General features: G+C 68.1%; 22 protein-coding genes and 1 pseudogene. 14 read left to right on the top strand and 9 right to left on the bottom strand.

What is annotated here, in order from left to right; translation table 11 throughout:
• Nucleotides 1-171: 171 nt before the first annotated feature.
• Entirely contained in the window at nucleotides 172-1038 is an 867-nt protein-coding gene (locus A5697_RS24360; protein WP_231972169.1) for a chemotaxis protein CheB, read from the top strand.
• Here the strand turns inward: A5697_RS24360 and A5697_RS24365 are convergent.
• The 3 genes from A5697_RS24365 to A5697_RS24375 are packed head-to-tail and all read right to left on the bottom strand — an operon-like array spanning nucleotide 1035 to nucleotide 4687.
• The gene (locus A5697_RS24365) at nucleotides 1035-2876 is read right to left on the bottom strand and encodes a CheR family methyltransferase (RefSeq protein WP_068012287.1); all 1842 of its coding nucleotides are present in this window, start codon (nucleotides 2874-2876) and stop codon (nucleotides 1035-1037) included. The genes A5697_RS24360 and A5697_RS24365 overlap by 4 nt on opposite strands.
• A 55-nt stretch (nucleotides 2877-2931) precedes the next feature.
• A complete protein-coding gene (locus tag A5697_RS24370) occupies nucleotides 2932-3690 on the bottom strand; it encodes an STAS domain-containing protein (protein WP_068012288.1) in 759 nt (252 codons plus the stop codon).
• Complete coding sequence (locus A5697_RS24375) at nucleotides 3683-4687, bottom strand: chemotaxis protein CheB (RefSeq protein WP_068012303.1); 1005 nt, start codon at nucleotides 4685-4687, stop codon at nucleotides 3683-3685. The genes A5697_RS24370 and A5697_RS24375 overlap by 8 nt, the downstream gene beginning before the upstream one ends.
• 145 nt (nucleotides 4688-4832) lie before the next feature.
• Between A5697_RS24375 and A5697_RS24380 the strand changes: the two genes are divergently transcribed.
• On the top strand, nucleotides 4833-5090 hold the full coding sequence (locus A5697_RS24380; protein WP_067948177.1) for a Rho termination factor N-terminal domain-containing protein: 258 nt from the start codon (nucleotides 4833-4835) through the stop codon (nucleotides 5088-5090).
• Here the strand turns inward: A5697_RS24380 and A5697_RS24385 are convergent.
• Nucleotides 5084-5650, bottom strand: coding sequence for a nucleotidyltransferase (locus A5697_RS24385; RefSeq protein WP_068012289.1), 567 nt, complete (start codon nucleotides 5648-5650; stop codon nucleotides 5084-5086). The genes A5697_RS24380 and A5697_RS24385 overlap by 7 nt on opposite strands.
• Nucleotides 5651-5756: 106 nt before the next feature.
• Between A5697_RS24385 and A5697_RS24390 the strand changes: the two genes are divergently transcribed.
• Genes A5697_RS24390 through A5697_RS24410 form a run of 5 tightly spaced genes read left to right on the top strand, consistent with a single transcriptional unit; the run spans nucleotide 5757 to nucleotide 9639 of the window.
• Nucleotides 5757-6479: a glycosyltransferase family 2 protein gene (locus tag A5697_RS24390; RefSeq protein ID WP_068012290.1), complete on the top strand. Its 723-nt coding sequence runs from the start codon at nucleotides 5757-5759 to the stop codon at nucleotides 6477-6479.
• The gene (locus A5697_RS24395; RefSeq protein WP_067948183.1) at nucleotides 6476-7417 is read left to right on the top strand and encodes an acyl-CoA dehydrogenase; all 942 of its coding nucleotides are present in this window, start codon (nucleotides 6476-6478) and stop codon (nucleotides 7415-7417) included. Before A5697_RS24390 ends, A5697_RS24395 begins: the two co-directional genes overlap by 4 nt.
• A 7-nt stretch (nucleotides 7418-7424) precedes the next feature.
• On the top strand, nucleotides 7425-8198 hold the full coding sequence (locus tag A5697_RS24400; protein ID WP_068012291.1) for a PIG-L deacetylase family protein: 774 nt from the start codon (nucleotides 7425-7427) through the stop codon (nucleotides 8196-8198).
• Nucleotides 8195-8821, top strand: coding sequence for an SAM-dependent methyltransferase (locus A5697_RS24405; RefSeq protein ID WP_068012292.1), 627 nt, complete (start codon nucleotides 8195-8197; stop codon nucleotides 8819-8821). Before A5697_RS24400 ends, A5697_RS24405 begins: the two co-directional genes overlap by 4 nt.
• A 53-nt stretch (nucleotides 8822-8874) precedes the next feature.
• Nucleotides 8875-9639, top strand: a complete 765-nt coding sequence (locus A5697_RS24410) for an endonuclease/exonuclease/phosphatase family protein (RefSeq protein WP_068012293.1) — start codon at nucleotides 8875-8877, stop codon at nucleotides 9637-9639.
• Nucleotides 9640-9651: 12 nt separating this feature from the next.
• On the opposite strand, the gene A5697_RS24415 is transcribed toward A5697_RS24410, so the two are convergent.
• Both A5697_RS24415 and A5697_RS24420 read right to left on the bottom strand, forming a co-directional pair.
• Nucleotides 9652-9927, bottom strand: coding sequence for a DUF3349 domain-containing protein (locus A5697_RS24415; RefSeq protein ID WP_068012294.1), 276 nt, complete (start codon nucleotides 9925-9927; stop codon nucleotides 9652-9654).
• 122 nt (nucleotides 9928-10049) lie between these two features.
• Nucleotides 10050-10286 (bottom strand): general stress protein CsbD, encoded by a 237-nt coding sequence (locus A5697_RS24420; protein ID WP_067949814.1) that lies wholly within the window; start codon nucleotides 10284-10286, stop codon nucleotides 10050-10052.
• 169 nt (nucleotides 10287-10455) lie between these two features.
• Between A5697_RS24420 and A5697_RS24425 the strand changes: the two genes are divergently transcribed.
• The 6 genes from A5697_RS24425 to A5697_RS24450 all read left to right on the top strand — a co-directional run bounded on the left by A5697_RS24425 (nucleotide 10456) and on the right by A5697_RS24450 (nucleotide 18725).
• Nucleotides 10456-11295, top strand: a complete 840-nt coding sequence (locus A5697_RS24425) for an SDR family oxidoreductase (RefSeq protein ID WP_068012295.1) — start codon at nucleotides 10456-10458, stop codon at nucleotides 11293-11295.
• 233 nt (nucleotides 11296-11528) lie between these two features.
• The gene (locus A5697_RS24430; protein WP_197501103.1) at nucleotides 11529-11873 is read left to right on the top strand and encodes an STAS domain-containing protein; all 345 of its coding nucleotides are present in this window, start codon (nucleotides 11529-11531) and stop codon (nucleotides 11871-11873) included.
• Nucleotides 11874-12156: 283 nt separating this feature from the next.
• Nucleotides 12157-12555, top strand: coding sequence for a heme-binding protein (locus tag A5697_RS24435; protein WP_067949848.1), 399 nt, complete (start codon nucleotides 12157-12159; stop codon nucleotides 12553-12555).
• Between the two features lie 119 nt (nucleotides 12556-12674).
• Nucleotides 12675-13730, top strand: coding sequence for a DNA topoisomerase IB (locus A5697_RS24440; protein ID WP_068012304.1), 1056 nt, complete (start codon nucleotides 12675-12677; stop codon nucleotides 13728-13730).
• Between the two features lie 302 nt (nucleotides 13731-14032).
• Nucleotides 14033-15826, top strand: a complete 1794-nt coding sequence (locus A5697_RS24445) for a thiamine pyrophosphate-requiring protein (RefSeq protein ID WP_068012297.1) — start codon at nucleotides 14033-14035, stop codon at nucleotides 15824-15826.
• A gap of 4 nt (nucleotides 15827-15830) precedes the next feature.
• The gene (locus A5697_RS24450; protein ID WP_068012298.1) at nucleotides 15831-18725 is read left to right on the top strand and encodes an FAD-binding and (Fe-S)-binding domain-containing protein; all 2895 of its coding nucleotides are present in this window, start codon (nucleotides 15831-15833) and stop codon (nucleotides 18723-18725) included.
• Here A5697_RS24450 and A5697_RS24455 read toward each other — a convergent pair.
• Together A5697_RS24455 and A5697_RS24460 are read right to left on the bottom strand one after the other, a co-directional pair.
• Nucleotides 18715-19377 (bottom strand): UdgX family uracil-DNA binding protein, encoded by a 663-nt coding sequence (locus A5697_RS24455; RefSeq protein WP_068012299.1) that lies wholly within the window; start codon nucleotides 19375-19377, stop codon nucleotides 18715-18717. The genes A5697_RS24450 and A5697_RS24455 overlap by 11 nt on opposite strands.
• Nucleotides 19378-19442: 65 nt before the next feature.
• A complete protein-coding gene (locus A5697_RS24460) occupies nucleotides 19443-20003 on the bottom strand; it encodes a hemerythrin domain-containing protein (RefSeq protein ID WP_068012300.1) in 561 nt (186 codons plus the stop codon).
• Nucleotides 20004-20141: 138 nt separating this feature from the next.
• Between A5697_RS24460 and A5697_RS24465 the strand changes: the two genes are divergently transcribed.
• Nucleotides 20142-21179 carry a hypothetical protein gene (locus A5697_RS24465; RefSeq protein WP_068012301.1) on the top strand — a complete coding sequence of 346 codons (1038 nt, stop codon included), beginning with the start codon at nucleotides 20142-20144 and terminating at the stop codon, nucleotides 21177-21179.
• Nucleotides 21180-21294: 115 nt separating this feature from the next.
• Here A5697_RS24465 and A5697_RS28585 read toward each other — a convergent pair.
• Nucleotides 21295-21537: pseudogene (locus tag A5697_RS28585) on the bottom strand (DUF4190 domain-containing protein); the annotation flags it as partial.
• Nucleotides 21538-21561: the final 24 nt, after the last annotated feature.

The raw sequence follows: 21561 nt of genomic DNA on the forward strand, positions 1-21561 counted from the left end.
TCGTCGTCCTTGGCGTGGTGGCGTACCCGGCCCCTTATCGGCGAAACCGCGGTGAGCCCGGCCTTCGCCTGCCGCGCGCTCATTTCGCATCATGGATATCCGGCGCGGCTCGGATGCGAAAGGATCGCTCGCGGGACTGTGGTGCGGCCGTCCGTTTGGGAAACTGGAGAGGTGGCAAGCGACGTGCAGCGGCCCGTCGTCGAGCTGGTGGTCCTGCTGGCGTCGGCGGGTGGCCTGGCCGCGCTCTCGACGGTTCTGAGCGATCTGCCAACCGACTTTCCGGCCGCCGTCGTGGTGCAACAGCACCTGGGCGACCACGACAGCGTCCTGCCGGCGATTCTTCGCCGGCTGTCCGCGCAACCGGTCAACTGGGTGCGCGACGGGCAGGTCGTGGGGCCGGGACAGGTGCTCGTGTGCCCGCCGGGAAACAACCTGGAACTGACGCCGGGCGGCCGGTGTCGCCTGATTGCGATGAAGGACCTCGGGCCGCGACGCTTCGACGTACTACTGCGGTCGGCGGCCGAATCGTACGGACCGCGCTGCGTGGTCGCGGTGTTGTCCGGTTCGGGGCACGACGGGGCGGCGGGCACCGCCGCACTGAAGCGGGCCGGGGCCGTCGTCATTGCGGAGAGCCCGGACACCGCCCTGTACCCGTCGATGCCGATGGCGGCGGCGCGGGCCGGGGCCGATCTGGTGTTGCCCATTCACCGGATCGGCGGCGCCCTGGCCGACATCGTGGAGGGCGCGCCGGTGCCCGAGCCACAGCCGGGCGACGGCAAGCCGGTAGCCCAGGATGCCGCCCAGGCGGACGACCTGGGGCCGATGCGCGATGAGGCCGCCAACACCGCGGCGTGCCGCGCCGAACTCGCCGGACTGCGCGCCGCCGAACTCGGCCGCAGGCGCAGGGACCTGTCGGCGGGATCCCGGGCCACCGTTCAAACGGTGGAAATGGCGCGCCGCCGGGCCGCCGAGTCGCGGCGGCGGGCGCAGTTGGCCCACCAGGCGGCCGAGGAAGCGGCCGCGCGATGGGGCGGCTAGCTCACCACCTCCATGAGCAGAAGCGCGCCCCCGACCACCCCGTCGCGCGAACGAAACGAAGTGCACGTGACGCGCACCCGGGTCGGCCGTCCGCGCCGGTTGACCCCATCGACTTCCGCCTCACCTGAGCCGTCGGCGTCCACGAAGGCATTGCCGATGAGCGGCCGCACGCTGTCCAACGGCATTCCGATGTCCAAATCGGTCAGCCTGGTTCCTATCGTCTCGTCGGACCGCAGCCCCCACAGCTCTTCGCAGCCGCGGTTCCACAGGATCACCTTCATCTCGCGGTCCACCACCACCATTCCCATGTGGACCGAGTCGATCAACGAATCCAGGAAGTTTTTCGACTCGTCCAGTTCGAGGCTGCGTTCCCGCAACATGTCGTTGATGGTGTGCAGCTCGTCGTTCGTGGACTGCAGCTCCTCGTTCATCGTCTCGAGTTCTTCGTTGGTGGACTGCAGCTCCTCGTTCGTGGTCTCCAGTTCCTCCACGGTGGACTGCAGTTCCTCGTTGGTGGTCTCGAGTTCCTCGTTGGTGGACTGCAGCTCCTCGTACGCCGCTTCCAGCTGGCGGTTGGTATGCACGACCTTGTCCAGCAGGGCGCGGGTGGCGCTGACGTCGAAGAACACGATCGACACACCGAGCAGGCCGTTCTCGGCGTCGACGAGCGGATTGACGTGGATTTCAAACCACACCGTCTCGGCGCCCGGCCGCTGCCATTTCACGTCCTGGATTCGCGCTGACCGCCGTTCCACCTTGGCCTGTTCCAGGTAGGCGCGTAGCTCTACCGGACGGTAAGACACTTCCAGGTCGCGCAGCAGTCGGCCGATGTCGCGCGCCGAGAGTCCGAACAGGGTCTCGGCCTGCTGGTTGATCATCGCGACGGTGTCCTCGCCGGTGACCACGATCTGGGCCACCGGACTGGCGCGAAAAGCCAAGTCGCGCACCGTGGTCAAACCCGTCAGGTCGACGTGGCGTTCGTAGAAGGCCCCGGCGGGGTCGTAGCGCTCCACGCCGGCGTGACTTCCGAGCGCCTTGCGGAAAATTCGGTGCTTCAGATTGAGCGGGGTGAACCGGTCGCCGTGGCTGAGCAGCATCTCCGCGTGCCCAAGGAACAGCGTGCCCTGCGGTGCGAGTGCAAAATGCAGGCGGCCCAACACGTTTCGCTGCGTCTCGGCGTTGAGGTACATGAGCGTATTGCGGCACACCAGCAGATCGACGCGCGAGATCGGCGCGTCCTTCACCAGGTCGTTACGGCCGAAGATCACCGCGCGGCGCAGATCTTTGTGAAAAACGTAGCGGCCGTTGACCTGTTCGAAATAGCGCGACAGCAGTTTAGGCGGAACCGACTCGACGGCCTTGGCGTCGTAGGACGCGGCGCGCGCCTCGGTCAGTGCGTCCTCGTCGATGTCGGTGGCGTAGATCTTGACCCGTTGCCGGAAGGCTTCGGCACCCAGGTTTTCGGCCAGCAGCATGGCGAGCGTGTAGGCCTCTTCCCCGGACGCGCAGCCCGCGCTCCACACCCGGATCGGGTCGGCGGGACCGCGCTCGGCCAGCATCCGCGGAATGACTTCGGAGTTGACGTAGTCCCAGGCCTCCGCGTCGCGGAAGAAGGCGGTGACGTTGATGAGGATGGTGTTGAAGAGCGCCGCGAATTCGTCGGAACTGGCCTGCAAGAAGTCTAGGTATTCCTCGAAGGAGGTGTAGCCGGCCTGATCCATACGGTGCCGAACGCGGCGCATCAAGGACGTCCGTTTGTAGCCGGTGAAGTCGAAGCCGCGAGAATCCCGCATGTAGCGCAGCAGGGCTTCGAAAGCCTCGTCAGTCGTTCCGTCCATCCAAGTCCCGTCCGCATTCAGCGTCGCCGAAGGACTTGAACATTACTCGCGGCCGTCAGAATTGATTCTCGCGACCGACCAGGGCCCAGACCGTCTTGCCCGTCGACGTGGGGGTGCTGCCCCAGGTTCGGCACAGTGCGGAAACGATCGCCAGGCCGGACACGACCTCGGCGCCGCGGTCGGCGTCTTCGTGCCGGCTGGGCAGGCGGTCGCTGCCATCCTCCACCGCGACGGTGACGTCGTCCCGATAGCTTTCAACTATCAGCGTCGGCGCACTGTCGGTGTGGTCGAGGACGCTCTCGATGAAGACGGTGGCGACCGTGGACGCGACCGGGATCACCTCGAAGTTCTCCCATTCGGTGAGCCAATCCGTGACGAGCGCGCGGGCGAGGCCGAGGCTGGCGGGTGAGCGCGGCAACTCGGCGCGCGCCCGCCGCCGAACTTGCGTCGACTGGCCGCGGACCGCGTTCAGCGCCGACTCCCGACTGGGGTGGACGGGCACGTATCGCGCCGCGCCGCCCGCGATGATCGATCGCCGCATGCGGGGTTCCGCGCAGACGAGCAGGATCGGGACGTCGGGCCAGGTGCTGACATGCCAGCGCGCGCTCGTGAAAACGGTCCAGGCCGAGGTTGTCGGTACGCAGAGCCGGTTCACGTCGACGATCACCGCCTGCGGCTCGTCGAGCGCGGCCTTGATGACGGTGTCGCGGACGTGCCGATAGGTGGAGCTGTCCAGCACCCCGTCCACCACGAGGATCGGCACATCCTGGTGTGCCTGGGTGTCGATGCGGATCGCCGGCTCGTACTCAGCCATTGGGATCACCGCCGCCCGACAATCGGTCACTGAGCACTTTCAGCGCACGCTCGGTTTCTTCGGCGAGGCCGGTGTAGCGCCGGTTGATCAGACCAGGGCCCGTTTTCTCCGCCAGTTGCCGCGCCAATCGCGCCTTCTCCTGCAGGCTGCGCAGGGCCACCCACAGCGCGCCCTGGATTTCGTCGTCCCGCGCGGCAAGCAGCGCGTCGGCCGTCCAAGCGTGACCGACCTGGCAGCGGAAGTTGCGCTCGCTGATGGAAACCAGCGAGCCGTTGCAGTCCGGGCAGGTGTATCCCGACGGCGCACCGAGTTCTCTGGTGTCGAGATCGGTCGAGAATCGCGACATCATGGCGATGCAATTCTCGAGCTCCATGCCGGCGTCGCGCTCCATGTCCGGCTCCTTGATCTCTTGTTGCGACAGCTCTTTCAGCAGTGCGCCGATGTCCGCCGCCGCGGCCTGCCGATCCACGACCCCGGCGTCGCGGGCGTTGGCCGGCAGCGCGGCGAACAACGCGTCTTCGGCCGACTGGCCGATGGTGGTGCCCCCGCGCGAGCGGATCGCGCCCAGGCCCAGCACACCGTCATCGAGCACGCCCGACAGCAGGGCGCCGATGGCGCGCGGGCCGAAAGCCAGCGCGACGGAACGGAACATCGCGTTGATCGCGGGTCGGTGTCCGTTCTCGGTCGGCCCTTGCGACAGCATCAGGCGGTGGTCGGCAACCAGCAGGTGGCGGTCGGGCGGGGCGACGTAGATGCGCGCCGGTTCGAGGTCGGCACCGTCCTCGGCCGTGACGGCCGGCAAGGGGCCGCTGCGATCGACGATGCGGGCCAGGGCGCTTGGCCCGCCGGCGGGGATGTGCAGGGTGACCAGGTACGCGTACGGCAGGTCCGGCGACAGCCCCGCCGCCAGCCTCGACAGCGCTTCCACTCCCCCCGCGGAGGCGCCGATCGCCACCACGCCGCGCAGGTCGCCATCGTCGCTGTTCACCGTAATCACCACCCCTCGACTACCCGCGTCAATGCTAGATAACCCACTTGACCACGGATAGTTCTCGCACGAAGACATGGGTTTTCACCCGGGCCCGGGCGGGCATTCTGACCAGGACGTCAGGGATGTCTCATCGTGAACAGGAGGATGAACCGTGCCGAATTCGTCGATCAAGAACGAGAAGTTGTACCAGGACCTGCGCAAGCAGGGTGACTCCAAGGAAAAGGCGGCCCGGATCTCCAATGCGGCAGCCGCGCGGGGCAAGTCCTCCGTCGGGCGCAAGGGCGGCAAATCGGGGTCCTATCAGGACTGGACCGTTCCGCAACTCAAGAAGCGCGCGAAAGAGCTTGGCATCTCCGGGTATTCAAGTCTGACGAAGGACAAGCTGGTCGCCAAACTGCGGAATCACTGATCCGTGAGGCCGAGCCGGCCGACCAACACCAGGAACGCGACCGCGTAATCGTTGTCGGCGGTGCAGGCCCTGATTCGATCCCAGTCCAGCCGTTCGCGGACCGCGCGCACGGCCGGCAGCAACTTGGCGAAGTCGCAATGATGCTCACCCAGGGCACGCAGTTGCTGGATCAGCACCATCGTGGGCGGCAGCACGGGCATCCTGATCGCCAGCACGTCGTGCTGCTCCGCGCAGTCCAGTACTGAGGGCTCCACCCGCACGCCGTTGACGCGGTGCAGCACGTCGACGACCGTTTCGCCGGTGCGCGCCTTGAACAGCCAATCCTCCGGGGGCCGCTCGACGGCGAACCCGGCATCGGTCAGCGTGGCCACGGCGTCGTCGACGTCGGCCTCGGCCACCACCAGGTCCACGTCGTGCGTGGGTTCGGGCGCACCGTATGCCCACAGCGCGTAGCTGCCGGCCAATGCGAACCGAGGGCCGTTCTCCTTGAGCGCCGATGCCGCGCCGCGTAGCGCGTCCCGCAACTGCGTGTTGGACGCGTGGGGCTCGGTAGGTGCCATGGTGCATAGGTCATACCCCGCTGGCGGCGGGCGCAACCTGCGCGGACACGACACCAGAGTTGGTAAGCCCGTTTAACTTGCGGCCATTTGGGCAAGTCTTGATGTTGTGTCAACCGCTTGGCTCCGCGCCTATGATGCCGCCGCCGTCGTGGTTCCTGCCCACAATGAGCGCGAGAAGCTGCCGACCTGCCTACGCGCGGTGCTCACCGCCGCGCTGTGCGCCCCCGTCCAGGTCACCATCGTCGTCGTGCTCGACGACTGCGATGACGGCAGCGACGAGTTGGCCGGCGAGTATGGGCCCGACGTGCATTTCATCAGCGTCGACGCGCACAACGTCGGAACCGCCCGGGCGGTCGGTTTCGGCTACGCGCGATCACTGTTGGGGGACGCTCGGTGCTGGTATGCCACCACCGATGCCGATAGCCGGGTTGAGCCCGGCTGGCTGGTGCATCAGCTGGAGGTTGGCGCCGACATGGTCCTGGGCGTGGTACGGGTCACCGACTGGCGCCAGCACGGTGCTGACGTCGTCGACCGTTATCTACAGTCCTACCAGGGTAATCCGATAAACGGCGACGGGGATCACGAGCACATTCACGGCGCGAACATGGGTTTCAGCGCGCGCGCGTACTGGCGGGTCGGTGGCTTTCGCGTTCTCGCCTCCGGCGAGGATGTCGACCTGGTCGAGCGCTTCGAGGCCGCCGGCCACCGCATCCACCGCGACACCGAACTTTCCGTCATCACGTCGGCACGAACCCAGGCTCGGGCGCCACACGGGTTTGCTCACCACCTCAGGCAACTGGGGAGATCGGCGGCGGGTGATTGCGCGTGACGGCGGGATTGGTCATGCACTGGCTGGAGTCGGGACGACTCGAGCTGCCTCTGCCCGCCTCCGGGCGCACCGCCGAACGCTGGCAACGTCTGGCGTCGCTGGCCGAGGAGAACATCGTGGCGGCCCGCGTCGCCGAAGCACACGTGGACGCCGTCGCGATACTTCACGAATTGGGCGGTAAGCCACCGGAATCCGGCCAGCTGTGGGGCGTTTGGGCGGCCGAGGCGCCGGACGCGGTGCTGACGGCCACCGATGTCAAGGGAGCGTTCACTCTGACGGGCACGAAGGTCTGGTGCTCGGGTGCCGGGTTTTGCACTCACGCGCTGGTGACAGCCCGGCTCGAAGACGGAAGACGAGGGCTCTTCGCCGTGCAGGTGACCGACCCGAGCGTCAAGCCGTTGCCCAGCACCTGGTGGAACGCCGGGATGGCGGGCAGCGACACCCGGCCGGTGCAGTTCACCAATACTCATGCCGTCGCCGTGGGCGATCCCGGTGATTATCTGACCAGGCCGGGCTTCTGGCACGGCGCCATTGGGGTGGCCGCCTGTTGGCTTGGGGGCGCACGCCGGGTGGCAGATCCCCTATATCGTTGCGCCCGAAGCGAATCCGCGGACGCCTACTCGTTAGCTCACCTCGGCGCCGTGGACGCCGCGCTGGCCGCCAGCGACGCGATCCTGGCCGCGGCGGCAGCACAGGTCGACTCCGACCCGTTCGACCGGACCGGGACCGCGCAACTGCTGGCCCGCCGCGTCCGCACGGTCGTGGAACACGCGGTCGACGAAGCCATCACCCGCACCGGCCGCGCGCTGGGGCCGGGTCCACTTTGCCAGGATGGACGGCACGCCCAGCGGGTCGCCGACCTGAGCATCTACATCCGGCAAAGCCACGCCGAGCGCGATCTCGCCGAGCTCGGGCAGCTCGCTGGCCGCCAGCACTGAGGTCGCCGTGAGAACCGCGCCGACAAGTAACAGTGCCCGGTTCGCGGCCAAGCCGCTGACCTACGGCGGCACTCCGGCGCCGTTGTGGCTGGCCGCTTTTGAGCGTGCCCCCCTGCCGGCACTGGATCCGGCGGGACTCCAGCGCCTGATCGTCGTCGCGCCCCACCCGGACGACGAGACCCTCGGCCTGGGCGCGACGATCGCCCAGCTGGTCGCGGCCGGCACCGACGTCCAGGTGGTGTCGGTCAGCGACGGCGGTGCCGCCCAGCCCGGAACGACCGTGTCCGGCCGGATTCGGCTGTCGACGACTCGCCGATACGAAATGCGCAGGGCCACAAATATTTTAGGGGTTCCACCCCCGATGCGGCTGGGGTTGCCCGACGGCGAGCTGGCCCGCCACGAGGAACGGCTCACCGGGGCCCTCGTAGAAATCCTGCGGACCGCGGGGCCCGGCACCTGGTGCGCCGCCACCTGGCGCGGCGACGGGCATCCCGACCACGAAGCCGTAGGACGCGCGGCCGCGGCGGCGTGCGAATGCGCCGGCATCGCGCTACTGGAATACCCGGTCTGGATGTGGCACTGGGCCACCCCGGCCGACCCCGTGGTCCCGTGGGACCGCGCCCGCTCGGTCCCCGCCCCCGGCTGGGCAGTGAATCTCAAACGCCAAGCCGTGCAATGCTATCGGAGCCAATTTCGGCCCGGCCGCGGCGGAACCACGCCCGTATTGCCGCCGTTCGTTCTGCAGCGACTGCTCACAGTGGGAGAGGTGATCTTCCAGTGACAACGCGGTTGCCCGATGCCTACTTCGACCGGATGTACGCGGGCGCCGACGATCCCTGGCAGCTCTCGACGAGATGGTACGAGCAACGCAAATACGCCATCACCCTCGCGCTGTTGCCCACCCGCCGGTACCGGCACGCTTTCGAACCGGGCTGCTCGATCGGCACTCTCACCGCGGAGTTGACGCGGCGCTGCGACCACGTGACGGCGGTGGATGTGGCCGATGCGGCGCTCCGCGGAGCGGACGCCCGGCTGCGCAGGGCCGGCTGTCGTGACCGGGTGACGCTGACCCGGTCGTCCTTAGACGCGACATGGCCGGACGGACCCTTTGACCTGCTGGTCCTCAGCGAGGTCGCCTACTACCTGCAGGCCGAGGCGCTGGCTGGGGTGCTGCGTCGCGAATGCCCCCGGCTGCAGCGGGGCGCGACAATCGTTGCCGCGCACTGGCGGCACGACGTGGCCGATTACCCGCTGACCGGCGACGCGGCGCACGACATCATCGCGCGTACGCCCCGGCTGCGATCTGTGGGCCGTTACGAGGACCGCGACGTCATCGTCGAGGCATACGACACCGGAGACGGACGGTCGGTGGCGGCCCGCGAAGGTGTGCCCGGGGCGCGCTGACCACGACGCTGCCCCACGACTGCACGGACGGGAAAGTGGGTAGGAGAAATCCTATGCGTGTGGCGACCTTCAACATCCTGCACGGCCGCACCGTCGGTGACGGGGTGGAAATTCAGCGGCTGCGCGACTGCGTGCGCCGGCTCGATCCGGACGTGCTGAGCCTGCAAGAGGTCGACTGTGATCAGCCGCGGTCCGATCGCGCCGATCTGACCGCCGTGGCGGCCGAGGCCATGGGAGCCGTGGAACACCGCTTCGTGGCGGCCATTTCCGGCACCCCAGGGGCGACGTGGATGGCCGCCACCGGTCACGAGCAACCCGGCACCGCGGCCTACGGAATCGCCTTACTGTCGCGATACCCGGTGGCCAGCTGGCAGGTGGTGCGGCTGCCCCGCATCCCGGTGCGCTTTCCGATGTACCTGCCGGGCCCCAACCGGGTGATGGTGGTCGACGAAGAGCCGAGGGCGGCGGTCATCGCGCAACTGCACACCCCGATGGGCGCGCTGACGGTGGCCAACACGCACCTGTCCTTCGTGCCCGGCTGGAATCGCCGCCAGCTGCGCCGGCTGGTACACGACCTGCGCGGCTTCCCGGGCCCGCGGCTGCTGACCGGCGACCTCAACATGACACCCAAAACCGTGCGCCGCTGGTCGGGCATGCGGGCGCTGGCCGCGGCGGCGACGTTTCCCGCGGATGCCCCCGACCGCCAGCTGGATCACATCCTGACCGACGATCACCGCTTGCGCGGCAGCGCCGTCGAGGCCGAGCCCATGGGAATCTCCGACCATCGCCCGCTGGTCGTCGACCTGGAACAGCCGTGACTGCGTGTGGGGCTATCCCCGCGCGCTCAGCCGGCGCTGGACGCGCTCGATCTCGTCCACCGAAGGCAGCGCGTCGGTGACCCGGGTGATTTCCACTCCGACGTCCACGTTGGTGATCGAACGACGCTCGGCGACAAGGAGCTTGCTCGCGATGGTGGCGGCCTCGGCATCGGACACCCGGCGCGGCAGCAGCGCCAACACCGGGGCGTAACCGAGGGCAGGGGCGCCGCCCGGGTAACCCGCGCGCAGGAACGCGACAATGCTCAAGACGCGATCACTCAGGCCCATCGTCCACCTCGCTCATCCGGTCGTAGCCAGGAATAGCCCGGCGCAAAGGTTTGAAACCCGCCGCCGCGCGGAAGCGAAAAAGGGGCCCGGCCCCCGATGGACCGGACCCCTTCGCAACCGACTTACTGGTTTTCCTTCTGGCGCTCCTCGGCGGCCTCCGCGCCGGCTCGGGCGGATTCGGCCTCGGCCTCCTTCTTGCCCGCGTCGCGCTGAGCGTCGGCCTTATCCTGCTGGGCCTGACCCTCCTTGACGACGTCGTCGCGACCGAGGACGGCCCCGCCGACTTCCTTGACCTTGCCCTTCACGCCCTCGACGGCGCCGGTAACGGCCTCCTGCGGCCCGCTCTTGTCATCCCCCATGGGTCGACCTCCCTTTGGTTGCTGTTCGACTCGCCTCTACGGCGTTCCCGTCGGCCGACCAGTCAAACGCCCACGCCCGTGTGCGCGCGATCACGGGAGACGCATCGCCGCCGGATTGGGTCGTTTCAACCGCGATCGACTGGGTACGAATGAGCGACCGACGAAAGAGGTGAGGCGTCTGACCACGATCGCCGTGATAGGAGCGACCGGCACAGCCGGATCGCGCGTCGTCGCCAGGCTCAAGGCCCGCGACGTCGCCGTCATAGAGGTTTCCCGCGCACATGGCGTCGACCTGCTCGACGGGGAGAGCCTGTACCGGGCGCTCGACGGAGTCGACGTCGCAATCGACGTATCCAACCCGGTGGCGGACGACGGGCAGCCCGACATCGCCAAGACGCTGGCCACCGCCTCCCGCAACGTCATGGGGGTGTGCGCCGCGCGGGGCGTCCAGCGCCTGGTGGTGTCGACGATGGCCGGCATCGACGATCCGGTGTTCGACGGGCTCGGATACTTCGAGGCCAAACGGGCGGCGAAAGAGATCCTGCTGGACGGTCCGGTCCCGACCACGGTCGTGAAGTCGACCCCGTGGTACGAATCCGCCGCCGGCGCCGCGGGGCCGGTGAATTGTGACGGGGACGAGGTGATCGTCGAGGACTGGTTGATTCAGCCCATCGCCGCCGACACCGTCGCCGACGTACTCGTCGAGGCGGCCCTTGGCCAGACACACACGCCACGCACCATCACCGGCCCGGAGGCCATCCGACTGCCCGAGCTGACCTCGAAAGTGCTTGCCCGGCAAGGTGACAACCGCGCCGTTCGGGCGGTGCAGCCTCGCGTTCCCGCGCTCGCCACGGGGGCGCTGCTGGCCTCCGAACGCGCCGTTGTCATCGGTCCTGGCGTCGAGTCCTGGCTGAGCTCGCTGCCGCCGGCGAGCACCGACGGCCACGCGAAGGACGGCGGCGAAGATGCGCACGCGTCGGTGCACAGGCCGGATTTCTCCCGGGCCTGAGCGTCGACGAAGCCAGGAAACGAAAAAGTTCCGGCCGCCTGTCGCCATTTCGGCCTACCGGTGAACGTATTGGGGTTATGGTCGCCTTAGGTTGAATCCACAGCCGCCCTCTTCGGAGCGGCCGCGGGCACCGGTCGCTCACCACTCACCGCGATTCGACGGGCGACGATATGAAAGCTCAACCCTACCGAGTCGAAGAACGACTCCATTGCTATGAAATCGATTGCGCAGGAGTGCAACTGCACGTGCAGTTGCGGGGCCTGGCCACCGTGCTCCGGATCAGCGGCGAAATCGATGCGTCCAACGCGGACCTCCTCGCGCGGGCGATCCGCCGCTTCGTGCGGCTACGGGCCCCGCTGATCCTGGATCTGAGCCGGGTGGACTACCTGGGCAGCGCCGGCCTTCGAGTTCTGCTACTCGTCCAGGACGAGTGCGAGCTCGCCCGTCTGCACTGCAGCGTGGTCGGCGGTGTGGCACTGCGTCGGCTCACCCGCCTGGTCACCGGCCTCGGGTTGCCGTTGGTCGACTCCGTCGCCGACGCCCTACGGCTGATTCAAGACGCCCACAAAACCGGGTGAAGGCGTGGCTTGAGGGCCGACCTCAGATCACGATTCCGTCACGATCTTTCTTACGGTTACTTAAGAACCACCATTCTTCCCGTAAGAATCCTCAGCGTCCACGAGCGGATTTGATCGTTCGCTTAGTGAACGAGCGCGTTCCGTGGCGGTATTTTCGGGTTGGCGGTCCTACCGTTCGACGTGGGCGAACGCGACCACTTTCCAATTCCGCTACTTTGGATTTCGAGGATCGGGAGCCTCGGTCGCAAGAAGTCAATTCGCAATTCTGAAGGACACACTGATCATGAAAATCAGCAGTATCGTCGCGCGCCGGCGTCTGGCCGGCATCAGTGCCGGCTGCCTGCTCGGGGGAATCACCATGGGTCTCGTCGGCGCTCCGTCGGCGGTCGCAGCGCCCGACTGCAGCCCCGGTGGTGTCAACGCCACGGTTTCGTCCGTGCAGGGCTCGGCCGAGCAGTACCTGGCCGCGCACCCGGGCGCCAACCAGGTGGTCACCGCCGCCTACGGCCAGCCGCGTCCGGAGGCCGAGTCGAACCTGCGGGGCTACTTCACGGCCCATCCGCAGGAGTACTACGACCTGCGCGGCATCCTGGCACCGATCGGCGACACCGAGCGGCAGTGCAACGTCAAGGCGCTGCCGCCGACCCTGGAGTCGGCCTACCAGGAGTTCATGGCCGGCTGATTCCGCTGCCATCCAGGACCGGCCCGCCACGACGCTGTGGCGGGCCGGTTCTTTGCAACGTGTGAACGGCGGCCGCGGCGGGTAATTGTCCAGGCAGCGAACGTAACTGGAGGGACATGATGCGGCTGCGTCGCAGCGTTCTGAGCAAGCCCGGCATCGCGCGCAAGCGCCGGGGCAAAGGCTTCGCGTACTACGGGCCCGACGGCGAACTCGTGTCCGACCCCGAAACCCTGCAGCGAATCAAGGATTTGGTGATTCCGCCGGCCTGGAAGAACGTGTGGATCTCACCGCACCCCAACGGGCACATTCAGGCCGTCGGCGTCGACGCCGCAGGCCGCCGCCAGTACCTCTACCACACCGCGTGGCAACAGGAACGCGCCGAGGAGAAGTTCGACCGCGTACTGGAACTGTCCACCCGGTTGCCGCAGTGGCGCGCCGTCATCGCGAAAGACCTGACGCGCAGCGGTTTGACCCGCAAGCGGGTGCTGGCCCTGGCGTTGCGCCTATTGGATCGCGGGTATTTCCGCGCCGGCGGAGAGCAGTACGCCGAGGAGCACGAATCGTACGGACTGGCGACCCTGCTGTGCGATCACGTGGTGGTCCGGCGCGACGCGGTCGCATTCGACTTTCCCGCCAAGAGCGGCGTGCGCCGCACCGTTGAGATCGAGGACCCGGAAGTGGTCCGGGCGGTGCGCGCGCTGATGCGCCGGCCCAAACGCACCGAGCGGCTGCTGGTGTGCCGCACCGCATCCGGCTGGGTCGAGGTGCGATCCGACGACCTCAATGCCCGCTTCAAGGAGCTCGTCGGTGACGAGTACACCGTGAAGGACCTGCGGACCTGGCACGGGACGGTGCTGGCCGCCACGGCGTTCGCCGATGCGGACCCGGCCGTTTCCCGGCGGGTCGCCAAACGGGTGGAATCCGCCGTCATGAAGGAAGTCGCCGAGGAGCTCGGCAACACCCCGGCGGTGGCCCGCGGTTCGTATGTCGATCCGCGCGTCGTGACCGGCTACGAGCAGGGGCTCACGATCGCCGCCGCGACGCGACGCGCCGAGCGCGCCACCGATCCCGATGCCGCCCAGGAGATCCTCGACAAGGCCACCCGAATGCTGATCCGGCGAGTGGCCAAGGGCCACAGCGCGTCCGACGTGTCCGCCCTGCCCAAGAGCGCCTGACCCTCGGCACCTCTTGACCGGGCCGCACGTTCGGGCCGAAACCGGAATTCATCACCGCACACACGGTTGCAGCCTGGCAGTCCCCTGAGAATCTCCGCGCGACGGCCGCGGAACGAATAACCACGGTGATTGCGGGTAACACCAATCGCTGTGGGAAGTGCCCTGGCGGCTCATTCACGCCAGGTTGCGGTCGAAACAGACGGCCGCGGGCCATCGCAGCAAACACGCGCCACAGTGACTGCCGCGGCTGCCCGGCGTAGCTAGCGAACCTCATTCGAACCGTCTGTCTAGGAGGGACATCAATGGCAAAGCAAGAGGTCTCGGACTACCTGTTGGAGCGATTGCGAGCGTGGGGCGTTGAGCACGTCTTCGCCTTTCCCGGCGACGGCATCAACGGGATCCTCGCCGCCTTCGGACGCGCCGACAACAAGCCCATGTTCATCCAATCGCGGCACGAGGAGATGAGCGCCTTCGAGGCGGTGGGCTACGCCAAATTCACCAACCGCGTCGGGGTCTGCATGGCCACCTCCGGCCCCGGCGCCATTCACCTGCTCAACGGCCTCTACGACGCCAAGCTCGACCACGTCCCGGTGGTGGCCATCGTCGGGCAGACCAACCGCAGCGCCATGGGCGGCTCCTACCAGCAGGAGGTCGACCTGCTGACGCTGTTCAAAGACGTCGCCAGCGACTACGTCCAAATGGTCACCGTCCCAGAGCAATTGCCGAACGTGCTGGACCGCGCCATCCGGGTTGCCCTGGCCCAGCGCGCGCCGACGGCGATCATCATCCCGTCCGACGTCCAGGAGCTGGAGTACTCACCGCCGACCCACGCCTTCAAGATGGTGCCCTCGAGCCTGGGCATCGAGTGGCCCGCGGTCACCCCCGACGACGCGGCGGTCAGGCGCGCGGCCGACGTGCTCAACGCCGGCAGCAAGGTCGCGATGCTGGTCGGCAATGGCGCGACCGGAGCTGCCGACGAGCTGAGCGAGGTCGCCGACCTGCTCGGTGCCGGGGCGGCCAAGGCGCTGCTCGGCAAGGACGTGCTGAGCGACGAATTGCCTTGGGTGACAGGCTCCATCGGGCTGCTGGGTACCCGTCCCAGCTACGAGCTGATGCGGGACTGCGACACCCTGCTGACGGTGGGGTCCAGCTTCCCCTACACGCAGTTTCTGCCCGGCTTCGACCAGTGCCGCGCCGTGCAGATCGACATCGACGGCCGCTTCATCGGCATGCGCTACCCGTACGAGGTCAACGTCGTTGCCGATGCCAAGTCCGCGCTGCGGGCCCTGATACCGCACCTGCGCCGCAAAGAGGACCGCAAGTGGCGCGACACCGTCGAGGCCAACGTGGCGCGTTGGTGGACGACCATGGACATGGAGGCGAAGGTCAGCGCCGATCCGATCAACCCGATGCGGCCGTTCTTCGAACTGTCACCGATGCTGCCCGATGATGCCATCGTCACCGCCGATTCCGGGTCGGCGGCCAACTGGTATGCGCGCCAACTGAAGTTCCGGGGCAACATGCGGGGGTCGCTCTCGGGCAACCTGGCCACGATGGGGCCCGGCGTGCCGTACGCGATCGGGGCGAAGTTCGCCCACCCGCGCCGCCCGGTCATCGCGTTCGTCGGCGACGGCGCCATGCAGATGAACGGCATGGCGGAGCTGATCACGATCAAGCACTACTGGCAGCAGTGGGGTGACCCCCGGCTGATCGTGGCGATCCTGCACAACAACGACCTCAACCAGGTCACCTGGGAGATGCGCGCGATGGCCGGCTCGCCGAAGTTCGCGGAGTCGCAGAACCTGCCCGACGTGGACTTCGCCGCGTTCGCGGCCAGCCTCGGCCTCAACGCGATGGCGATCAAGGACCCGGACGAACTGGGGGACGCCTGGCGCAACGCGCTCTCGGCGGACCGCCCCACCGTGCTGGACATCTACACCGACCCCGACATGCCCCCGATCCCGCCGCACGCCAACTGGGATCAGTTCAAGTCGGCCACCGCCGCGGTGCTGTCGGGTGACGAGGACCGGGTGGGCTTCGTCAAGGTCGGGCTGAAGACCAAGGCACAGGAGTTCCTGCCGCACAAGAAGAGTTGACGCCATGGGGACGAAACCGTCGACGCTTTTCGAAGCGGCGGCAGCGGACATGCGCGACCGGGTCGACGGCGAGATCCGATTCGATCCCGGCTCACGCGCGACCTACTCCACCGACGCGTCGAACTACCGGCAGGTGCCCATCGGGGTGGTCGTGCCGCGCACCCCGGAGGCCGCGGCCGAAGCGGTCGCGGTGTGCCGGGAGCACGACTTGCCGGTGCTGTCCCGCGGGGGCGGCACCAGCCTGGCGGGCCAGTGTTGCAACGCCGCGGTGGTCATCGACTGGAGCAAGTACTGCACCCGCGTCGAGTCGGTCGACACCGAGGCCGGGGTGGCGGTCGTGCAGCCGGGCATCAAGCTCGACGCGCTGAACAACCACCTCGCGGATTCGGGGTGGATGGTGGGACCGAAGCCGTCGACGCATGTCAGCTGCGCGATCGGCGGAATGATCGGCAACAACTCGTGCGGTTCCACCGCCCAGGCGTACGGCAAGATGGTGGACTCCGTGCGCCGACTGGAGGTGTTGACCTACGACGGCGTCCGGATGTGGGTGGGCCCGACCGACGACGACGAGTTCGCCCGGATCGTGGCCGAAGGAGGTCGGCGGGCCGAGATCTATCGCGGCCTGAAGGACATCGCCGAAACCTATGCGGATGAGATCCGGGCGAACTACCCGCACATCCCGAGACGCGTCTCCGGCTATAACCTCGATTCGCTGTTGCCGGACAATGGATTTCACCTGGCGAAGGCGCTGGTTGGGTCGGAGAGCACGCTGGTCACGGTGCTGCGCGCCGAGCTGGCGCTGGTCCGGATTCCCGCGGCGAGCGCGCTGGCGGTCCTGGGATTCGAGGACGTGTTCGCTGCCGCCGACGCGGTGCCGGCGGTGCTCGAACACCAGCCGGCGGCGCTCGAGGGTCTCGATCACCGCCTGGTCGATCTCGAGCATTCGCGCCGGCTGGCCGAGAAGGCGCTGCGCCAGTTGCCCGACGGCAAGGCGTGGCTGATGGTCCAGATCGATGGCGACGACCAGGAGGAGGCCGACCGGAAGGCCAAGTCGATGATCGACGACCTGTGCAAGCAGGGCGCCGTCGACGCCTCCGTGCTCGACGACCCCAAGCGGAAGAAGGAAGTCTGGGCGGCCCGTGAGGCGGGGCTGGGCGCGACCGCATACCCGCCCGACGGGCCCCCCACCCATGAGGGCTGGGAGGACGCCGCGGTGCCGCCGGACCGGCTGGGCGATTACCTGCGCGACTTCCGCAAGCTGCTCGACCAGTACGACTACGGGTCGGCTTCGCTGTACGGGCATTTCGGGCAGGGCTGCGTGCACACCCGGATCCCGTTCGTGCTGTGGACGGCGGAGGGAGTGGCTAATTTCCGTGCCTTCCTGGAAGATTCGGCGCGGCTGGTGGTGGACTACGGCGGCTCGCTGTCCGGCGAGCACGGCGACGGCCAGACCCGCGGCGAATTGCTGCCGATCATGTTCGGGCAGCGGGTGGTCACGGCATTCGAGCGGACCAAGGCGCTGCTGGACCCCCGCAACCGGATGAACCCCGGCAAGGTCGTACACCCCTACAAACTCGACGAAAACCTGCGACAGGGCGTGCATTACCGGCCCACCGAACCCGCCACCATGTTCGCCTACCCGCACGACGACCACCGCTTCTCGCGTGCGGCGGATCGCTGCGTGGGCGTCGGCAAATGCCGCGGGGATGAGTCGGGCGTGATGTGTCCCAGTTACCGGGCCACGCAGGAGGAGGAGCACTCCACCCGGGGGCGGGCGCGGCTGTTGTTCGAAATGCTCGAGGGCGACGTCATCACCGACGGTTGGCGCTCGACCGAGGTGCACGACGCGCTCGATCTCTGCCTGGCCTGTAAGGGTTGTCGCAGCGACTGCCCCGTCAACGTCGACATGGCCACGTACAAGGCCGAATTCCTGTTTCACCACTATCGCGGCCGGGTGCGGCCCATGGCGCACTACTCGATGGGGTGGATACCGTTGTGGGCCCGGCTGGCCGCGGTGGCACCGCACCTGCTCAACGCCGTCACGCACAAGCCCGGGTTGTCGACGGCGTTCAAGAAGGTCGGCGGTATCGACCCCCAGCGGCGGATGCCGAACTTCGCCGACCAGAGGTTCACCACGTGGTTCGCCCGCCGGCCTACCGATGGGTCCGCGAAGCCGCGCGGACCGGTCATGCTCTGGCCCGACACCTTCGTCAACAACTTCGAGCCCGAGGTCGGCAAGGCAGCCGTCGCGGTCCTCGAGGCGGCCGGCTTCGAGGTGGAGGTCCCGAACCGGACCGTGTGCTGCGGACTCACCTGGATCTCCACCGGCCAGCTTCGCGTCGCCAAACGCGTTCTGCGCCGCACGCTTACGGCACTGGGCCCTGCGCTGCGCAGCGGGACACCGGTGGTGGTGCTGGAGCCCAGCTGCGCCGCGGTGTTCCGGGCCGACATGCCGGAGCTGCTCGCAGGTGACGAGGACGCCCACCGACTGGCCGATCAGACCTTCACGCTGGGCGATCTCCTGGCCGAGAAGGCTCCCGACTGGCAGCCGTCGCCGGTCAACGCCCGCGGCGTCGTACAGCAGCACTGCCATCAGCATGCGGTGCTGGGCTACACCCATGAACGGAAGTTGCTCGGTGCCGCCGGGGTGGAAACCGACCTACTTGATGCCGGATGTTGCGGCCTGGCAGGCAATTTCGGCTTCGAGAAGGGCCATTACGACGTGTCGGTCGCCTGCGCTGAAGACAAGCTGCTGCCCGCGTTGCGCGAGGCCGGCCCCGACACTCTGGTCCTTGCCGACGGATTCAGTTGTCGCACGCAGATCCGTGAGCTGGCCGGCGAGCGCAGCCCGGTGCACTTTGCCCAGGTGCTCGCCGGCGGGCTCGCGGTCAAGGGCTAGCCGCGACTCCCGAACGCGCGCTGCGCAGGTCGTCGACGAAAAGTCCGTACGCCTCCTCGTGTCGATCGCTGCGGTCGCGCAGCACCGCCGACGGATGCACCGTCGCCACCACGGTCGGCTCCGGCTCCAGATCGACGACGGATGCGGGCAGCCGCACGTGCCGGCCCCGCTGGACGGACACCCGAAAGTCGAGCCCCAGCAGCGATTGCGCGGCGGTGGCGCCGAGGCACACGATGACCTGCGGCCGCACGGCCTCGATCTCGGCGATGAGCCAGGGGCGGCAGGCGACCACCTCGGTGCGGCCGGGCTTCTGGTGGATCCGCCGTTTGCCGGCCTTGCGGGTGAACTTGAAGTGTTTGACCGCGTTGGTCACGTACGCCACCCCCGGGTCGATCCCGGCGTCTTCGAGGGCCCGGTCGAGCAGCCGCCCAGCCGGCCCGACGAACGGCTCGCCCGCGAGGTCCTCCTGGTCGCCCGGCTGCTCACCCACCAGCATGATGGGCGCCCCGGCGTTCCCGTTGCCGAAGACGGTCTGGGTTGCGTCGGCGAAAAGCGGACAGCCGCGGCAACATTCGGCCGCCGCTCGCAGCGAATCCAGTCCCCGCTCCTCGGGTAGGTAGCGGTCGGCGCCCGGCGCCTTGGTCGCGGCCATCGTGTTCCCTTCAGCCGGGCGGGGTGCCCCACTCCCCCTCGAGTGGGGCACCCGTTAGCCCGTAACTAACCCTTGCCGACGATCGCGTCGCGGGCCCGGTCCAGCATCGCGGCGAACGGTCCGGCGGCCAGGTTGGCCGTCTGCGACTCGACGCCGGCGTGCGGCCGGGTCGGCGCGATCGCCTCTGCGAGCTTGGCCGCGCGACCCATCCGTTCGAGCTCCTCGCCGCTCAATTCCTGGCCCAGCTTGGAGAACTCGTCATGCTCCTCGTGCTCGGCATGCTCGACGACCGCGTCGCGCAGTTGCGTGAGCAGTTGGGTGAACTCCGCGCTGTCGACGTCGAGCTTCTCCAGCTTCTGCAGGACGGTCTTGGCCTCGTGCTCCTCGTGCAGTCGCTCGTCGACCACCGCGGCACCGTCGGAGAGCTTCCGCTTGGCCCGGGGGTGCACGATCTCCTCCTCGGCCGTTTCGTGGACGGCCAGCAATCGCCGGAGTTCGACGAACGCCTTCTCGCGTTCCTTCCCGGACGCCGCCAGTGTTTCGGCGAACAAAGACTTGATCTGCTGGTGTTGACTGACAAGAAAGTCGACCACATCGGTGGGCGAATGGATGGCGTTCTGAGCCATGTTTCCTTCCCATTTCGGCTTGGCGCGCGGGCTGTTGCGCGCTTCTGATCGGCTACCCGACGAAATTCGGTACCAAACGGGTACGGCGGCCCACCAGTGGGTAGTTCCTCACCAAGTCGCGGAAAAGGGAGAACGCTTGTGGCCACCGGTGTCCGCAGTCGGGCGGCAATCCTGGGCGCCCTCATCGTGACGGCCGGTTGCGCCGCGCCGGGAGCGTCGTTGGAAAGCGAGCCCGACGTCGCGCTCTGGTCGGTAGCCTCGCCGCTGCGCGATCCGGTGTGGTCGTACCGTGCGCACGCCCTCGTCGGGCTCACCGACGATCACCGGCTGGCCGAGGTCACCGCCGGTGACCGCCCGGGCGACGCCAGGACGCGGGTGTCCGAACCCATGCCGGTCGGCCGCAACCTGCAGATCAGCCAGAAGGACGACCGGATCGTGTTCGTGCCGCAGCCCGAGCGCGGCAGGGTTGCCGAGGTCGACCTCGAAAGCCTGCGCCAGGTAGGCGATTTCGATGCCGGACCCGCCCCGGCGTATCTGTCCGAAGATGCCGGGTTGCGGACGCTGTTGGCGCTGTCCTCGGATGGCAGGTCGGTGACACCGGTGGACCAGTACGGCTTCCGGAAGCTGCCCACCGCCCCGATCGCCGGCGATCCGGCGGACACCATCGACGGCGCCAACCGCGGCCGCGAACTCGACTACCACGCCTATGCGCCGTCTGGAATCCGGCATTACCAAGGGTCTTCGTCCCCCGCCGAGGAGCGCGGCGCGCTGCGCATGAACGTCGCGGTCTCGGCGGGCGACGGCGCCGCGGTGACGCGCAGCTATGTGGCCGGCCGCGACGACAGCACGCTGTACGCCGTCGATTCGCGCCGCGGCGGCGAGGGCTTGACGGTGCTGGCCAGCACCCGGCTGCCGTCCCCGATCCGCGAACTGGGCACCGACGACACCAGGATCTACGCCGCCACGGACCACGAGGTGGTGGTACTCGAGACGGCCAGCTTCACCGGCTTCCCGGCTCGCACGATCCCGGTGATCCGCGTCATCGGCTACCGGGCGGGACTGCCACCGGCCGCCCAGGTGGCGCCCCTGTCCGGCATGGCGATCGGTCCGCACCGGGTGTACCTGACCTTGGCTGGCGCACCCTACGTGGTCAGCGTCGCCAAGCCTCGGCTGTGACGCTCGATCGTCGGCTACATTGCGGACAGGTGCGGCCGGTAAGGAGGCGCTGGCGTGACCGACCCGCAGGACCCGTATTGGCAGAACCCCTACACGTACGACCCTCTTGGCCGGGTCCCGCCCGCGCGCGGTCGCGGCCGAGCTCGCCGGTGCGGCGGATCTGCGCCAGGCCGGCGTGTCCCAGGATCGCCCCGACGGGCGCGAAGACGAACGCGAACACCAGCGACAACGTCGCCAGCACGTTGACCGGCGGCGGCGTGGATACCGGCGGCGGCGCGAAGACCGGCGGCTCCATAGGGGGCGGGGCGTGCGGTAAGGAGTCTGTGGAGTGACCGACCCGCAGGACGCGTATTGGCAGAACCCCTACACGTACGACCCTCTC

This window comes from Mycobacterium sp. E3251 (assembly GCF_001666835.1).
In the GTDB taxonomy this organism is placed as follows: Bacteria; Actinomycetota; Actinomycetes; order Mycobacteriales; family Mycobacteriaceae; genus Mycobacterium.

What these genes read in the sequence shown, in the direction of transcription:
- A5697_RS24450 (WP_068012298.1), top strand. Translation starts at nt 15,831, where the DNA reads ATGGGGACGAAACCGTCGACGCTTTTCGAAGCGGCGGCAGCGGACATG.
- A5697_RS24410 (WP_068012293.1), top strand. Translation starts at nt 8,875, where the DNA reads ATGCGTGTGGCGACCTTCAACATCCTGCACGGCCGCACCGTCGGTGAC.
- A5697_RS24415 (WP_068012294.1), bottom strand. Translation starts at nt 9,927, where the DNA reads ATGGGCCTGAGTGATCGCGTCTTGAGCATTGTCGCGTTCCTGCGCGCG.
- A5697_RS24420 (WP_067949814.1), bottom strand. Translation starts at nt 10,286, where the DNA reads ATGGGGGATGACAAGAGCGGGCCGCAGGAGGCCGTTACCGGCGCCGTC.
- A5697_RS24435 (WP_067949848.1), top strand. Translation starts at nt 12,157, where the DNA reads ATGAAAATCAGCAGTATCGTCGCGCGCCGGCGTCTGGCCGGCATCAGT.
- A5697_RS24460 (WP_068012300.1), bottom strand. Translation starts at nt 20,003, where the DNA reads ATGGCTCAGAACGCCATCCATTCGCCCACCGATGTGGTCGACTTTCTT.
- A5697_RS24440 (WP_068012304.1), top strand. Translation starts at nt 12,675, where the DNA reads ATGCGGCTGCGTCGCAGCGTTCTGAGCAAGCCCGGCATCGCGCGCAAG.
- A5697_RS24370 (WP_068012288.1), bottom strand. Translation starts at nt 3,690, where the DNA reads ATGGCTGAGTACGAGCCGGCGATCCGCATCGACACCCAGGCACACCAG.
- A5697_RS24385 (WP_068012289.1), bottom strand. Translation starts at nt 5,650, where the DNA reads ATGGCACCTACCGAGCCCCACGCGTCCAACACGCAGTTGCGGGACGCG.
- A5697_RS24455 (WP_068012299.1), bottom strand. Translation starts at nt 19,377, where the DNA reads ATGGCCGCGACCAAGGCGCCGGGCGCCGACCGCTACCTACCCGAGGAG.
- A5697_RS24365 (WP_068012287.1), bottom strand. Translation starts at nt 2,876, where the DNA reads ATGGACGGAACGACTGACGAGGCTTTCGAAGCCCTGCTGCGCTACATG.
- A5697_RS24445 (WP_068012297.1), top strand. Translation starts at nt 14,033, where the DNA reads ATGGCAAAGCAAGAGGTCTCGGACTACCTGTTGGAGCGATTGCGAGCG.